Genomic DNA, 13,861 nt, shown 5'->3' on the forward strand with positions numbered 1-13,861 from the left:
CCGCGCTCTAGGAGCGAGGCGCGGGTTCCGCAATGCTCCGCGAAAGCCCGGGCCAATAGACGCCCAGCGCGGCCGCGCGATAGACATAGGCGAGCACGAAGGCAGTCCAGGCGCCCGCGAGACCGAACGGGCGGAACAGCAGATCGGTCGCGATGTAGAGCCCCGTCGCGAGCAGCGCCGCGTTGCGCAGCGCATGTCCTTGCGCCGCCCCGATGAACACGCCGTCGAGCAGCCACGCCGGCATGCCGACCAGCGGCACGGCCGCCGCCATCGGCAGGAAGGCCCGCGCCGTCGCCCGGACCTCCGGATCGGTCGTCAGCAGATCTATCAGCGGCGGCCCGGCGATCAGGAACGCCGCTGCGAAGAACAGGCCCGCCGCCAGCGAAAATTCGCCGGTCAGCCGAACTGCGCGCGCAAAATCCGCCCGTGCGCCGCCGCCGATCGCGATTCCGACCCGCGACTCGGCAGTGAAGGCGAAACCATCGAGCACGAAGGCCGAGACCGACACGAACTGCAGCAGCACATGGTTAGCCGCGAGCGGAACCGTGCCCAGCCGCGCGCCGGCATTGGTGAACCAGGCGAAGAGAGTGAGCAGCGCGACGGTGCGGATCATGATCGCTGCATTGACGCCGAACAGCCGCCGCATCGCTTCGAGCGCGAACACGCCCTTGCCGCGCAGATCGAGCAGCGCCCGTCCGCCCAGCAGGCGCGCGGCGATCACCAGCCCCACCGCCAGCGCCGTCCATTCGGCAAGCGCGGTTCCCAGCCCGACGCCCTCGGCGCCCATGCCGAACTGCCAGACGAACAGTGTGTCGAGCCCCGCGTTGACGACGTTCATCACGATCTGAAGCAGCAGCGCCGCGCGGGTCCGGCCGAGCCCCAGCAACCAGCCGTTGATCGCGAACACCCCGAGCGCGGCAGGCGCGCCGAGAAAGCGCGCAGTGACATAGCCCCGCGCCGCGGCGTCCAGTCCTTCGCCACCGGACAGCAGCGCGAGCGAAGCGGGGATCAGCACCGTCTGCAACAGGACGAGCAGCACCCCGAGCGCGAGCCCCGCGGCAAGCCCCCGCGCCAGCATCGCGTGCACTTCGGCGGCGTCGCCGGCGCCCTCCGCCTGCGCAGTGAGCCCCGTCATTCCCATGCGCAGAAAGCCGAAGCTCCAGAACAGGAAGTTGACGATCGCGGCGCCCAGCGCGACACCCGCAAGCGCAGCGGCATCGCCGGTGCGGCCGACCACCGCAGTGTCGACCAGCCCGACGAGCGGCACCGTCGTCTGGCCGAGCATGATCGGCCAGGCCTGGGCGAAGATCGCACGGCGACTGAGCGGGCGGGACATCAATGCCGCCCTACTGCCGGGAAGCGGCGGGCACCAGCGGTGGCAGCGGGGTGCCAGTCGCGCCGCGGAAGGATCCTGCGTCTATACGAGGCGTGGGTACCGTGGCTCTCGGCCCCGCCAAGTTCGGCTTCGGCGGCGATCGCCACGAAGATGCCGCCTATCCGTCCTGACGCAGTGCCCGCTCGGCGTCGATCATATAGTCGCGCGTGATCGGCAGCGTGTCGCGCGCGCGGGAGAATTGGAGCTGGTAATTCGCCATTCCGCCGTAGCGGAACGAAAGGCACGCTCCGGCGAGATAGAAGGTCCACATGCGATAGAAGCGCGCGTCGTAGAGATCGACGATCGCCTCGCGCGCGGCGACGGTCCGGTCGTACCAGTGCTGGAGCGTGATGCCATAGTGGAGGCGCAGCACTTCTACATCCGTCAAAAAATAGCGCATGCCCTCATAGCCGCGCGCGATCTCGGACAGCGCCGGGATATAGCCACCGGGGAAGATGTATTTGGAGGTGAAACGATCGGTGACGCCGGGTTTTCCGAGCCGGCCGATCGTGTGGATCAGCATCACTCCCTGGGGCGTCATCAGTTCGCGGCACCTGGCGAAGAAGGTGCGATAGTTCGGGGGCCCGACATGTTCGAACATGCCGACCGAGACGATCCGGTCGAACCTGCCCGCGACGTCGCGATAATCGATCAGCTCGAAGCGGACGTGGTCCGAAACACCCGCTTCGGCGGCGCGGCGGCGCGCCACCTTCAGCTGTTCCTCGGACAGAGTGATGCCGGTGACATCGGCACCGGTCTTGGCGTGGAGATAGAGCGCCATCCCGCCCCAGCCGCAGCCGATGTCGAGCACGCGCATCCCCGGCTCGATCGCCAGCTTCGCCGCGATATGCGCCTTCTTGTCGGCCTGTGCCTGCTCGAGGCTGTTCGCCGGATCGGAGAAATAGGCGCAGCTATATTGCCGGTCGGCATCGAGGAAGAGATCGTAGAGGCGATCGGAGAGGTCGTAATGGTGCGCCACGTTGCGCTTCGCCTGCCGCCGCATGTTGATCCGGCCGAGGCGATGCCCGATCGCATCGACGCTGCGGCGCAACGGCCCGGGAAGAAGCAGCGTGTCGTTTGCCTCCCAGGGACTGTTCGCCATGGCGAGCGTCAGCACGCCCATGATGTCGCCCTGTTCGATCGTAAGCCGACCGTCCATGAACGCCTCGGCCAGGCCCAGCCCTGGGTCGCGCAGGATCGCGGCGGCGGCACCGCGCGACAGCCGGATGGTGGCGGAGGGGAGTTCGGGGTCCGGCTCGCCGAAGGTCCGTCGGCTGCCGTCGGGATGCACTACGGTCAATAGGCCGCGCCGGAAGGCACGCGCGAACAATCGATCGATCACTGCCATGGCAGCGGCACCTACCGAAAAATGCTGCGACGCGCCATCGGCTTCAGCGGCAATGTCTCAGATCCCCGCATACCAGGCATAGCCAGCAGCATCCTCCCAATAACCGCCGCGCCCGCCGCCGATCGCGTCGAGCGATTCGACCGCTTCGATTCGCATGACGAACTTGGCGTGCTTGTAGCCGAGCTGCCGCTCGACGCGCAGTCGCACCGGCGCTCCGTGTCCGCGCGGCAGCAGCCGGTCGTTCATCGCCCAGGCGAGGATCGTCTGCGGATGATAGGCATCCACCAGATCGATCGACTCGTAGTAGCGGGTGCCGCCGAAGCTGTCGGCGCAGTGGAAGACGATATAGTTGGCGCGCGGATCGAGCCGCGCAGCGTCGAGCAGAGTCGCCAGCCGGGGCCCCTGCCACTTGCCGATCGCGCTCCACCCTTCGACGCAGTCGTGCCGAGTGATTTGCGCGCGCTGCGGCAGCGCCTGAAGCTGCGCCAGGCTGACCGCAAGCGGCCGGCGCACCAGTCCGTCGACTCTCAAGCGCCAATCGGCAAAGCCGTTCGCGAAATGCGCCTCATATTCCGGCGTGTTCGGATTGGTGTTGCCGTTGGTGCGGAAGTGCGGGCTCATCTGCTCCGGCGAAAACTCGCGGGCGAGCGCGCGGCGCGTCATCAGCCCGCGCTGGAGCGCCTTGTGAATATGCTCGCCGGTGAACAGCACGCTGCGGCCGGTATCGCTCTGCGTGATCGAATCGCATCCGGCGAGCATCCCGCCCGCGCCGGCGGCCAGTCCGCCGATCAGCGTGCGGCGCGTGATCAGGCGAGTCATGAATGGTCCTCCTCGGGCACGCGCCAGCGGCCGGTGAGCATCGAACGGATCTCGTTCACCGGGCCGGCAAGGATCACCAGCGCGAGATGGACGACGATGAAGAGCGTGAGCAGCGCGGCGGCGATGAAATGGACCGAGCGCGCGCTCTGCCGCCCGCCGAACAGATCGAGCAGCCACGGCCAGGCGGCATCCATTCCGGGCGCGATCGCCAGGCCGGAGAAGATCGCCACCGGCAACAGCACAAAGATGACGCCTGCATAGGAGAGCTTCTGAAAGCTGTTGTAGGCGCCCGGATCATCGGGATCGTGGAACCGCAGCGTCGCATGCGCCCGGAGATCCGCCCAGAGCGCGCCCGGCCGCAGTTCGCGCCGCCGCACGCGCAGATCGCGCTGAAAATGGCGGTTCGCGAGGCTCCAGATCATGAAGATCAGCAGCCCGAAACCGAGCACCAGCGCGAACAGCAGATGCCAGCGGCGCGCCATCGCCAGGCTGTAATAGCTCGGAATGGTGATCTGCATGTCCCAGCCGAACAGCCCCCAGTCGGTGAAGCGCGGCAGGCTCAGCCAGGGTTCGTCGAAATTGGCGCCATAGTGCCCCCAATAAAGGTGCGGATGCGCATCGGAGATCACCATGCCGCTGCCGATCAGGACAAAGATTGTCAGTGCGGTGATCCAATGCCAGATGCGCGTCGCCACCGCATGGCGATAGACGCTGCGCGGCGGCTCGGCCGCCTGCGCATCAGGCTCGGGGGCGGGCGCTTGCATCGCATCTCCTCGCATCGGCACAGCGATAGTCTAGGGACAGATGCGGCCGGGGAACAGGGCTGCCGTCGCGCGTTTCTCTCCTCCATGGGCCGCAACGATCAGGGGCTATTGTGACCGCATTCCATTTCTACGAACCCACTGCCGGCCATGGGCTGGCGCACGATCCGATGAACGCCATCGTCGCGCCGCGGCCGATCGGCTGGATCAGCAGCCTGTCGGCGGCGGGCAAGCGCAACCTGGCGCCGTACAGCTTCTTCAACCTGTTCAACTATCGCCCGCCGATCATCGGCTTTTCCTCGGTCGGCTGGAAAGGCAGCGTCGCCAATATCGCGGAGACGCGCGAATTCGTGTGGAATCTCGCCACCCGCGCTCAGGCCGATGCGATGAATGCGACCTCCACCGGCGAGGATGTCGACGAGTTCGAGCGCGCCGCGATCGATCCCCTGCCCAGCCGGCTGGTCGCTCCACCGCGCGTCGGAGGCAGTCCGGTGCAGTTCGAATGCCGGCTCACCCAGTTGATCCGGCTGACCGACCACATAGGGGCCGAGATCGACGCCTGGATGATCCTGGGCGAAGTCATCGGCGTGCACATCGACCCGGCGATGCTGGAAGGCGGCGTTTACGTCACCGAGCGCGCGCGCCCGATCCTGCGCGGCGGCGGCCCGGCGGACTATTTCGAGCCGGGCGAGAAATTCGCGATGCGGCGCCCTCAGCCATAGGCGCGCACGAAGAAGACGATCGTCGTCGCGGCCGTGATCGCCAGCGTGCCGCCCCGCACGAGCGCGGGCGAAAGCCCCTTGCCGAGCCGCGCCGCCAGCCAGCCGCCGGCGAGCGCCCCCGCCAGCACCGGCAGGCAGCGGTCCCACGCTACCATCGCAAAGGCGACGAACACGATCGCCGCCGCGAAGTTCGCGACCGCCAGCATCAGCGTGCGCGCGGCGAACATGTCGCGCGGACTGACGTTGGCGAGCAGGCCGTAGGTCGCAGTCGTCATCAGCCCTACGCCGCCGCCGAAATAGCCGCCATAGATGCCGAGCAGCGACTGCGCCGCCATCAGTGTACGCCGCCCGATCGTGACGCGCGCATGAAGCCATGCCGCCGCGCGCCGCCCGAAGGCGAGCACCACGAAGGCATAGAGCGTCAGCCACGGGATGAGGACGTCGAACGTTTCGGTAGGAGTCAGCACCAGCAGCAGGCTGCCGACCAGTCCACCCGCGAAGGTGATCGCCGCAAGCAACGGGATCGCAACTCTGGCGATCGGCGAGAGCTCGTCGCGAAACGTCCAGGCGCTCGCCGCCGCACCAGGCAACAGCGCGAAGTTCGACGTCGCGTTGGCGATGTTCGCCGGCAAGCCGAGCGCGAGCAGCGCGGGCAGCGTGGCAAAGGTGCCGCCGCCCGCCAGCGCGTTCATCGCGCCCCCCGCCAGACCGGCCGCGACGGCAAGGATCAGATCCGCGAAATCCATCGGGCCACGCCGGGCGAGCCGCCCGTCAGCCCTTCTTCATCGCTTCGATGATCTTCTTCACGTCCTGGCTGCGCCCGCGCGGCAACACCAAAACGTCGTCGCCGCTCGCCACGACGATCAGGTCGGAGACGCCGACCAGCGCCACGCGCTTGCCGCCCTCCGCCCGGATCAGGCAGTTCTGCGCATCGATCGCCAGGATGCCCTCCCCCCGGCAGACGTTGCCGCCCTCGTCGCATGCGCTGATCGCATGCAGCGCATCCCAGCTGCCGACGTCGCTCCAGTCCATCGAGACGGGCACGACGGCCACCCGCGGCGCTTTTTCCATGACGGCATAGTCGATCGAATCGGCGGGCGAGGCGGCGAATTCCTCCGCGTCGGGCCAGATGCGCGCGCCCTCGCGCCGCGCCTTTTCCATCGACCGCTGCGTGGCGACCAGCATCTCGGGAGCATGCGCCGCCAGCGCACCGAGGAAAATATCGGCACGGAACAGAAAGATGCCGCCGTTCCAGGCATGATCGCCCGAGTCAAGCATCGCCTCGGCCGCTTCGCGCGGCGGCTTTTCGACGAACCGCTCGACTTCGTGCACGCCTGTGCCGATCGCCTTCCCGATCTTGATCCAGCCATAGCCGGTCTCCGGCGCGTCCGGCGCGATGCCGAACGTGACCAGCCAACCTTCGGCGACGAGCGGCAGCGCCGCCTGCACTGCGGCATGAAACGCCGCGACGTCGCCGATAACATGATCGGAAGGCATCACCAGCAGCGGATCCGGCCCAGCACCCGCTGCGATCGCAGCCAGCCCGATCGCAGGCGCGGTGTTGCGCCCCATCGGCTCGAGGATCAGCGCCTGCGCTTCCGCCCCCGCGGCGCGCAGCTGGTCCTCGACCAGATCCGCATGCGCTGCGTTCGCGACGACGATGGGCTTCGCGAACGCAGCGCCGTCCGCTCGCCGTGCGGTGAGCTGGAGCATCGTCTCCTCGGCGGTGAGCGGCAGCAGCTGCTTCGGCTTTTCAGGGCGCGACAGCGGCCACAGGCGGGTTCCGGAGCCGCCGGACAGGATGACTGGAACGATCGGCTTGACGGTCGACATCGCGGCTTCTCCTTGCCGCCCCTTTAGAGTCTGACCGACGGCGGTCAAACCGCTTCGCGCGCGCTTTCCCGGCACGTTCAGCATTTCTTCGTCAATTTCGGCGACACCGACTGCCAGTGTCGGTATCGTTTACACTTGGACCCAAGGGCGAGCGGCCGCAGTGATCCGCCTTTTCAAACACTATGTTCCCAATGCCGTGCTGCTGCTCGGCCTGCTGGACATCGTGCTGCTCGTCGTTGCGGCCGAGCTGGGCTGGATCGTCCGCGCCCAGCAGATCGGCATGCTCACCCAGCCGGTCTACACGCGCCTTCCCCAGCTCGCGAGCTTTGCCGCATCGCTCGAACTCGCGATGATCGCGGTCGGCGTCTATGGGCCCGATGCGCTGCAATCGCTGCGCTACGCCACCGCCCGGCTGATCGTCGCGGTGTCGCTGGGCGTGATCTTCCTGAGCGTCATCTTCTTTCTCGTCCCGGCGCTCACCTTCTGGCGTTCGAACCTGCTCTTCGCGATGGGCTTCGCGATCGTGCTGCTCATCCTGCTGCGCATCCTGCTCGGCTCGACGCTGGGCAGCCAGGCATTCAAGCGGCGCGTGGTCGTGCTCGGCGCGGGGCCGCGCGCGGCGCGGCTCAAGGCTCTGTCGAAGACGCCCGGCTCCGGCTTCGTCATCGTCGGCTATGTCGCGATGAGCGACGTCAATCGCGTGATTCCCGAAGCGATCGCGCGCGACGCCATCTACAATCTGGCTGATCATGTCGTGCTGCTCAACGCGAGCGAAGTGGTGCTAGCGCTCGAGGAGCGTCGCAACGCGCTGCCGCTGAAGGATCTGCTGCGGATCAAGACCACCGGCGTCCACGTCAATGACACCTCGACCTTCCTCGAGCGCGAGACCGGTCGGGTCGATCTCGACAGCGTCAATCCCAGCTGGCTGATCTTCTCGGACGGATTCTCCTCGGGGCGGATGCTCTCGGGCGTGTTCAAGCGCATGTTCGACATCGCTGCCAGCCTCGTGCTGCTCGCACTGACCCTGCCGCTCATCCTGCTGACAGCGCTGCTCATCCGGATCGACAGCAAGGGCCCTGCCTTCTACCGCCAGCGGCGCGTCGGCCTTTATGGCGAGGGCTTCGACATCATCAAGCTGCGCTCGATGCGAGTCGATGCCGAAGTGGCGGGTACCGCCGTCTGGGCCGAAAAGGACGATCCGCGCATCACGCGAATCGGCCGGGTCATCCGCAAGCTGCGCATCGACGAGCTGCCGCAGTGCTGGAGCGTGCTCAAGGGCGAGATGAGCTTCGTCGGTCCGCGCCCGGAAAGGCCGCAGTTCGTCGACGATCTCGAACAGAAGCTGCCCTATTACGCCGAGCGCCACATGGTGAAGCCGGGCATCACCGGCTGGGCGCAGATCAACTATCCCTATGGCGCTTCGATCGAGGATGCGCGCCAGAAGCTTGAATATGACCTCTTCTACGCGAAGAACTACTCGCCTTTCCTCGACCTGCTGATCCTGCTCCAGACGCTGCGCGTCGTGCTGTTCCCCGACGGTGCCCGCTGATGGCAGGAGCGCTCATCCTGTGGACCCACGCACTGGCGGCGCTTCTCTTCGGCGCCGTTGCGCTCTGGGCGTTCCGCAGCCGCGAGGAACAGGTGCCGCGGCTGCCGCTCACCGTCGCGCTGACCGCGACTGCGCTCTGGGCGCTCGCCGTCGCCGGCATCGGCGCCGACGATCTGGTGACGGTGCTCGCCGAGCTGCTGCGCAACCTCGCCTGGTTCGGCTTCATGGTCGTTCTGCATCGGCGCGACGGCAGCATCCGCCCGCCCTTCGCGCTCGCCACCGTCTATGGAGTCGTGGGGCTGGTGGCGCTCGGTTCGGCGGGGCTGCAGATGCTCGGCAGCGCTGCTCCGGCGGATCGCGCCGCCGATTTCGCCGACGCCGCGTTGCTGCTTCAGATGCTCGTCACGGTCGCGGCGCTGCTGCTCGTGCAGGCGCTGCACACCGCAGTCGCGCCCGGCGCAGGCGCAGGGCTCCGTTGGATCGTCCTCGCGCTCGGCGGGCTTTGGCTCACCGATCTCAACATCTTCACCGTCGGCTATCTGACCGGCGAGCTCGCGCCCGAGCTGTTCGTGCTGCGCGGCGTTGCCATGGTGCTGGTCGCCGCCGGCATCGGCGCGGGGCTGCACCACAAGGGCGACTGGTCGATGCAGGTATCGCGCACGGTCGCCTATCAATCGCTCTCGCTCGTGGGCATCGCCGCCTATGTCGCCCTGCTCGCGCTCGCCACCAGTGCGCTGGCGACGGTGGGCGGCGAGAACGCCCGCGTGCTCCAGACGGCATTCGTCTTCGGCTCGACCGCCGCGGTGCTGACGCTCGTCTCCTCGCCATGGCTGCGCGCCTGGGCGAAAGTGAAGCTGGCCAAGCATTTCTTCCGCCACCGCTATGATTATCGCGCCGAATGGATCCGCTTCACCGAAACGCTGGGCCAGCCGGAAGGCGCGGCTCCGCTGGACGAGCGAATCGTGAAGGCGATCGCCGATCTGACCGATTCGCCGGCCGGGCTGCTGCTTGTCCCGGACGGCAGCGGCCTCGGCCCGGGCGCTGCCTGGAATTGGGGACGCGACATGCTGCCGGCCGCCAGCGATGCGGCACTTGCCCGCCATCTCGCCCGCACCGGGCGGATCATCGAACTCGACGCGCTGCGCCAGAACGCTGCCGAAGGCGCCGATCTCGCCGCCGTGCCGCAATGGATGCTCGATCTTCAGAAGGCCTGGGTGCTGGTGCCGCTGCCGCATCTGGGGCAGCTCGCCGGTGCGATCCTGCTCGCGCGGCCGCCGCTGCCGCGCGCGCTCGATTGGGAGGATTTCGACCTGCTCAAGGTCGCCGGCCGTCAGGTCGCCAGCTATCTCGCCGAAGCGCGCGCACAGGAAGCGCTCGCCGAGGCGCAGCGGTTCGATGAATTCAACCGCCGCTTCGCCTTCATCCTTCATGACATCAAGAATCTCGTGAGCCAGCTGACCCTCGTCGCCCGCAACGCCGAGCGCCACGCCGACAACCCGCAGTTCCGCGCCGACATGGTCGTGACGCTGAAGGAATCGGTCGAACGCATGAACGCACTGCTCGCCCGCCTTTCGCAGCACCATCGCAGCCGCGCCGAAGCACCCCATGCGGTCGAGGTCATGCCGCTGGTCGAGCGCCTTGCTGCGGCGCGCGCCAAGCAGCATCCGATCGCGGCCACCGGCACGCGCGCCGCCGTCGCCCACGCGGACCCCGCGCGGCTCGAGCAGCTGCTCGGCCATCTGATCCAGAACGCAGTCGATGCCAGCCCGCCGCACGAGCCGGTGACGCTCGATGTCGGCGCCGATGGGCTCCGCGTCACGATCGACGTGATCGACCGTGGCTGCGGCATGTCGCCCGGCTTCGTGCGCGACCGGCTGTTCAAGCCCTTCGTCTCCTCGAAGGAAGGCGGCTTCGGCATCGGCGCGTTCGAGGCGCTCCAGCTCGCGCAGGCAATGGGCGGCAGCATCGCGGTCACGTCGCGCGAAGGCAGCGGTAGCCGCTTTCGGGTGACGCTGAAGGCAGCGCACGCCGCCGATGTGGGAATGGGAGAAGCGGCATGACCGATCCTCGTCCCAAGCTGCTGATCGTCGAGGACGACGCCGGCCTCCAGCGCCAGCTGCGCTGGGCCTATGACGGTTATGAGGTGCTGGTCGCAGGCGACCGCGAGAGCGCGATCGCCCAACTGCGTGCCGAAGAGCCGCCAGTCGTCACGCTCGATCTGGGCCTGCCGCCCGATCCCGACGGCACCTCGGAAGGCTTTGCGACGCTCGAGACGATCCTCAGCCTCAAGCCGGACACCAAGGTGATCGTCGCTTCCGGCCATGGCGCGCACGAAAGCATGCTGAAGGCGATCGCGCTGGGCGCCTGGGATTTCTACCAGAAGCCGATCGATATCGACGCGCTGGGCCTGATCGTCGCGCGTGCCGTTCACGTTCACGCGCTGGAAGCCGAGAACCGACGCCTCTCCGAGAAAGTGGAGGCCGGCGCGGTGCTGGGCGGCATGATCACCGGCAGCCCGGAAATGCTGAAGGTCACGCGTACCATCGAACGCGTCGCCGGCGCCGACGTGTCGGTGATGCTGCTCGGCGCCAGCGGCACCGGCAAGGAATTGCTCGCGCGCGGTCTCCACCAGGCGAGCCCCCGCAGAAAAGGCGCATTCGTCGCGATCAACTGCGCCGCGATTCCCGAAACGCTGCTCGAAAGCGAGCTGTTCGGCCATGAAAAGGGCGCCTTCACCGGCGCGGTGAAGACCACCGAAGGCAAGATCGAGCAGGCGAACGGCGGCACGCTCTTCCTCGACGAAGTGGGCGACATTCCGTTGCCGCTCCAGGTCAAGCTGCTGCGTTTCCTGCAGGAACGCGTGATCGAGCGGATCGGCGGGCGCAAGCCGATCCCGGTCGACACGCGCATCGTCTGCGCCACGCATCAGGACGTGGACGCGATGGTCGCCGACGGCCGCTTCCGCGAGGATCTTTATTATCGCCTCGCCGAAATCGTGGTGCGCATCCCCAGCCTGGCGGAGCGGCCGGGCGACGCCGGGCTGCTGGCGCGCCATTTCCTGCGCAAACATGCCGAGGCGATGAACACCGGCGTTCGCCAGTTCGCGCCCGACGCGCTGGCCGCGATCGACGCGTGGAACTGGCCCGGCAACGTCCGCGAGCTGGAGAATCGCATCAAGCGCGCGGTCATCATGGCCGACGGCAAGCACGTCACCGCCGCCGATCTCGATCTCGAATCCGCGGATGCCGAGGCGCAGCCGATCAACCTGAAGGCTGCGCGGGAAATCGCCGACCGCAAGGCGATCCGCCACGCGCTGGCGCGCGCCGAGGGCAATATCTCCGGCACCGCGCGGCTGCTCGGCATCAGCCGTCCCACGCTCTACGATCTGATGAAGGCCTATGACCTCCAGCCGTAAGCGGCGCCGCCGCCTGCCCCTCCGTCGCTTTGCCGTGATCGGCGCGGGCCTCGCCGTCTGTGCGCTTGCCCTCTATCTGTTCTGGACGCTGACGCCGGCGCGCAGCGATCCCGCCGCCGCGCGGGCGGCGTTGGCGAAGAGCCAGCAGTTCCTGCGCGATCATAATTCCACCGCTGCGCGATCGCAGGCGCTGGAGGCGGTGCGCAACGATCCGCGCTGGGGCGCCGCGCACGCGATGCTCGCGCGAACGATGCTGGAGCACGACGACGGCATCGGCGCCGAGGGCGAGCTCAATCGCGCCGTCGCCACCGGCTATGATCCCAAGCGCATTCCCCATCTCATGGCGCACGCGCTGCTGTTGCAGGGGGATCTCGATCGCGCGCTTCAGACGGTGGAACAGACTCATGCCGATGACCGGCTCTACGGTCTGCGGGTCCGGGCGCGCATCCTCACTAGCCAGGGCGAGTTCGGAGCGGCGCGCGAGGCACTGCGCGAGGCGCTGCGGCTGGCGCCGCGGGACGCCGCAATCGTTGCCGATATCGGGCGTTTCCGCGCCACCGCCGGTGACCTGCTCGGCGCGATCGAGGCGAGCGAGCGTGCAGTGGCGCTCGATCCGGGCAACACCGACGCGCTGGTGCTGCGCGGCGAGCTGGTGCGCAGCCAATATGGTCTTGTCGCGGCGCTTCCCTGGTTCGAAGCGGCGCTGAAGCGCGATCCCTGGCACCATGACGCGCTGATCGAATATGCCGCCACGCTGGGCGATGCGGGCCGCACCGTCGACATGCTCGCCGCCACGCGGCGCGCGCTTCAGGCGCGACCCGGCAGCCCGCAGGCCCATTATCTCCAGGCCGTGCTCGCCGCGCGCGCAGGCGATCCGGACCTCGCCCGCAGGCTGCTGGCGCGCACCGGCGGCGCACTCGCGAATCTGCCCGGCGCGGTGCTCCTCAACGGGGCGCTCCAGCTCGAAGCGGGCGCCGATCGCCAGGCGATCGAGGCGCTGCGCCAGCTCGTCGCGATGCAGCCGATGAATATTACCGCGCGCAAGCTGCTCGCGGTTGGGCTGCTGCGCACCGATGCCGCGCGCGACGCGCTCGACGTCCTGGCCCCGGTGGTGCTGCGCGGCGACGCGGACAGCTATGCGCTGACGCTCGTCGCGCGGGGGCTGGAGCGCATCGGCGACCGCGAGAACGCCGCGCTGTTCCTCGACCGCGCCGCCTATCCGGCACGGCTCGGGTCGACCTCGTTCAGCGCCGACGACAGCATCGCCGTGCTTGCCGCGCCCGCCAGCGCCAACCCCGGAGACCCCGCCGCCGTCATTCCGCTGATGCGCGCGCTGATCGATGCCGGCAAACCCGGGCAGGCGCTGGACCGTGCCCGCGAGATGGCCCGCGACAATCGCGGCGTGCCGGGCGCGCACATTCTTGTCGGAGACATGCTGATGCTGCTCGAGCGCCCCCGGGAGGCGGCGCAGGCGTTCGAGCGCGCCGCGGCGATCCGCTTCGACGAACCCACGATGCTTCGACTGGTGGAGGCCGAAGAGGCTGCGGGCGACCGGCGCGCGGCTGCGCGTGCCGTCGCGCTGTTCCTGTCGCAGAACCCCGGCAACCTCGCCGCGCTCCGCCTCACCGGCCATTGGCAGATCGCTGCGCAGGAATATCAGGCGGCGATCGACACGCTGGAGTTGCTCCGCGCGAGCGTCGGCGAGCGTGACGCGGCGCTCGGCGCCGAACTGGCGATGGCCTATGCCGGGGCGAACGAACTGGAAGCGGCCCGCGAGGCGGCGGAAAGCGCCTATTCGATCGCGCCGTCGAATCCCGCCGCCGCCCACGCCTATGGCTGGGTGCTCTATCGCGAGGGCGATCTGGAAGGCGCCGAGGAACTGTTGGTGAAGGCAGCCAAGCTCGCGCCGGGCCACCCGGGAATCCGCGAGCATCTGGCGCGCGTGCGGGCAGAGCGCGGCGCCGCCTGATCGTCCGCTCCATCGCCGGACGGGGCGATCGCATGTGCGCTTGGGGAGCACCGGCTCCTCGCCTATAGCC

At 68.3% G+C, this 13,861-nt stretch carries 11 protein-coding genes; 5 read left to right on the forward strand and 6 right to left on the reverse strand.

Annotation, left to right across the window (positions count from 1 at the left end):
• Nucleotides 1-7: 7 nt before the first annotated feature.
• The 4 genes from H7V21_RS07425 to H7V21_RS07440 all read right to left on the reverse strand — a co-directional run bounded on the left by H7V21_RS07425 (nt 8) and on the right by H7V21_RS07440 (nt 4,306).
• On the reverse strand, nt 8-1,336 hold the full coding sequence (locus H7V21_RS07425; protein WP_262504056.1) for an MATE family efflux transporter: 1,329 nt from the start codon (nt 1,334-1,336) through the stop codon (nt 8-10).
• 157 nt (nt 1,337-1,493) lie between these two features.
• Nucleotides 1,494-2,723 (reverse strand): SAM-dependent methyltransferase, encoded by a 1,230-nt coding sequence (locus H7V21_RS07430; RefSeq protein WP_188056186.1) that lies wholly within the window; start codon nt 2,721-2,723, stop codon nt 1,494-1,496.
• Between the two features lie 57 nt (nt 2,724-2,780).
• Nucleotides 2,781-3,542 carry a molybdopterin-binding protein gene (locus H7V21_RS07435; protein ID WP_188056187.1) on the reverse strand — a complete coding sequence of 254 codons (762 nt, stop codon included), beginning with the start codon at nt 3,540-3,542 and terminating at the stop codon, nt 2,781-2,783.
• Entirely contained in the window at nt 3,539-4,306 is a 768-nt protein-coding gene (locus H7V21_RS07440; RefSeq protein ID WP_188056188.1) for a cytochrome b/b6 domain-containing protein, read from the reverse strand. The genes H7V21_RS07435 and H7V21_RS07440 overlap by 4 nt, the downstream gene beginning before the upstream one ends.
• 107 nt (nt 4,307-4,413) lie before the next feature.
• Here H7V21_RS07440 and H7V21_RS07445 point away from each other — a divergent pair, with 107 nt between their 5' ends.
• Entirely contained in the window at nt 4,414-5,025 is a 612-nt protein-coding gene (locus H7V21_RS07445; protein ID WP_262504076.1) for a flavin reductase family protein, read from the forward strand.
• On the opposite strand, the gene H7V21_RS07450 is transcribed toward H7V21_RS07445, so the two are convergent.
• A complete protein-coding gene (locus H7V21_RS07450) occupies nt 5,016-5,771 on the reverse strand; it encodes a TSUP family transporter (RefSeq protein WP_188056190.1) in 756 nt (251 codons plus the stop codon). The two genes, H7V21_RS07445 and H7V21_RS07450, sit on opposite strands and share 10 nt — an antisense overlap.
• Before the next feature lie 25 nt (nt 5,772-5,796).
• Nucleotides 5,797-6,858, reverse strand: a complete 1,062-nt coding sequence (locus tag H7V21_RS07455; RefSeq protein WP_188056191.1) for a mannose-1-phosphate guanylyltransferase/mannose-6-phosphate isomerase — start codon at nt 6,856-6,858, stop codon at nt 5,797-5,799.
• Nucleotides 6,859-7,018: 160 nt separating this feature from the next.
• Between H7V21_RS07455 and H7V21_RS07460 the strand changes: the two genes are divergently transcribed.
• From H7V21_RS07460 to H7V21_RS07475, 4 genes are read left to right on the forward strand one after another with little or no spacing between them, the layout of a single operon-like run.
• A complete protein-coding gene (locus H7V21_RS07460) occupies nt 7,019-8,407 on the forward strand; it encodes a TIGR03013 family XrtA/PEP-CTERM system glycosyltransferase (protein ID WP_188056192.1) in 1,389 nt (462 codons plus the stop codon).
• Nucleotides 8,407-10,467 (forward strand): XrtA/PEP-CTERM system histidine kinase PrsK, encoded by a 2,061-nt coding sequence (prsK, locus tag H7V21_RS07465; protein WP_188056193.1) that lies wholly within the window; start codon nt 8,407-8,409, stop codon nt 10,465-10,467. Before H7V21_RS07460 ends, prsK begins: the two co-directional genes overlap by 1 nt.
• Nucleotides 10,464-11,822: a PEP-CTERM-box response regulator transcription factor gene (gene prsR, locus H7V21_RS07470; protein WP_188056194.1), complete on the forward strand. Its 1,359-nt coding sequence runs from the start codon at nt 10,464-10,466 to the stop codon at nt 11,820-11,822. The genes prsK and prsR overlap by 4 nt, the downstream gene beginning before the upstream one ends.
• Nucleotides 11,806-13,791, forward strand: coding sequence for a tetratricopeptide repeat protein (locus H7V21_RS07475; RefSeq protein WP_188056195.1), 1,986 nt, complete (start codon nt 11,806-11,808; stop codon nt 13,789-13,791). Before prsR ends, H7V21_RS07475 begins: the two co-directional genes overlap by 17 nt.
• Nucleotides 13,792-13,861: the final 70 nt, after the last annotated feature.

This window comes from Sphingosinithalassobacter sp. CS137 (assembly GCF_014334115.1).
In the GTDB taxonomy this organism is placed as follows: Bacteria; Pseudomonadota; Alphaproteobacteria; order Sphingomonadales; family Sphingomonadaceae; genus Sphingomonas.

Bases quoted from the DNA above. Each gene is read 5' to 3' on its own strand.
- prsR (WP_188056194.1), top strand. From the start codon at position 10,464: ATGACCGATCCTCGTCCCAAGCTGCTGATCGTCGAGGACGACGCCGGC.
- H7V21_RS07430 (WP_188056186.1), bottom strand. From the start codon at position 2,723: ATGGCAGTGATCGATCGATTGTTCGCGCGTGCCTTCCGGCGCGGCCTA.
- H7V21_RS07440 (WP_188056188.1), bottom strand. From the start codon at position 4,306: ATGCAAGCGCCCGCCCCCGAGCCTGATGCGCAGGCGGCCGAGCCGCCG.
- H7V21_RS07435 (WP_188056187.1), bottom strand. From the start codon at position 3,542: ATGACTCGCCTGATCACGCGCCGCACGCTGATCGGCGGACTGGCCGCC.
- prsK (WP_188056193.1), top strand. From the start codon at position 8,407: ATGGCAGGAGCGCTCATCCTGTGGACCCACGCACTGGCGGCGCTTCTC.
- H7V21_RS07425 (WP_262504056.1), bottom strand. From the start codon at position 1,336: ATGTCCCGCCCGCTCAGTCGCCGTGCGATCTTCGCCCAGGCCTGGCCG.
- H7V21_RS07475 (WP_188056195.1), top strand. From the start codon at position 11,806: ATGACCTCCAGCCGTAAGCGGCGCCGCCGCCTGCCCCTCCGTCGCTTT.
- H7V21_RS07450 (WP_188056190.1), bottom strand. From the start codon at position 5,771: ATGGATTTCGCGGATCTGATCCTTGCCGTCGCGGCCGGTCTGGCGGGG.
- H7V21_RS07455 (WP_188056191.1), bottom strand. From the start codon at position 6,858: ATGTCGACCGTCAAGCCGATCGTTCCAGTCATCCTGTCCGGCGGCTCC.